The 948-nt window shown below is 41.5% G+C and carries 1 protein-coding gene; it reads left to right on the plus strand.

Going from position 1 to position 948, the window contains the following annotated elements:
- Nucleotides 1-210: 210 nt before the first annotated feature.
- On the plus strand, nt 211-948 hold a 738-nt coding region (locus tag ACWHAR_RS24095), incomplete at its 3' end, for a peptide MFS transporter (RefSeq protein WP_452088060.1).

The following is a 948-nucleotide window of genomic DNA, read 5'->3' on the forward strand; positions in this document are numbered from 1 at the left end:
TACATTTCTCTAAAATTTTATTAAAGGAATAGTTATGTAAGAAAATCTCACGATAAAGAGTATAAAAATTAGGAGAAAATCACTATTTTTAGGTATTTATAATTTTTCCATTATGGAACTATTTGAAATGAGTATAAATTATATTGACACAAGTATTATATAAGAATATGATTTTTATAATACACTTTTTTTAGAAAGGGTTTGGCTGACATGGCTTCGATTGATAACGAAAGTATCATTAAAAGCGTCCCGCAAAAAGGGTTCTTTGGTCACCCGCGAGGACTATTTACACTATTTTTCACCGAATTTTGGGAGCGTTTCTCTTACTATGGAATGAGAGCAATCTTACTTTACTATTTGTATACAGAGACGGTAAACGGAGGGCTCGGCTTTGACAAGGGCACTGCGGTTGCCATTATGTCGATTTACGGATCACTCGTATACATGTCCACCATTATTGGCGGATGGCTCGCTGACCGGGTATTCGGTACCGCAAACACCGTGTTTTACGGCGGCATATTCATTATGTTCGGCCACATTGCACTCGCCTATCCGGGCAGCGCGATTGCATTCTATATCAGCATGGCGCTTATTATTGTCGGAACAGGCTTATTAAAACCAAACGTTTCAAGCGTGGTTGGGGATCTTTACACGAAAGAAGACCCGCGCCGCGACTCAGGTTTCAGTATTTTCTACATGGGGATTAACCTCGGTGGTTTACTTGCGCCGTTAATTATCGGAACACTCGGACAGAAGTACAACTATCATCTCGGCTTCGGAGCTGCCGCGGTCGGAATGCTTCTCGGACTTATCGTATTTGCTTTGACAAGAAAGAAAAACCTCGGGTTTGCAGGTTCCAATGTGCCGAATCCGCTGTCTAAAAAATCTGCGATTGGCACCGGAATCGGTGTTATCATTGTGGCGATCGCAGTGATGATCTCTGTACAA

It is taken from the genome of Bacillus sp. LR--39 (genome assembly GCF_053613335.1).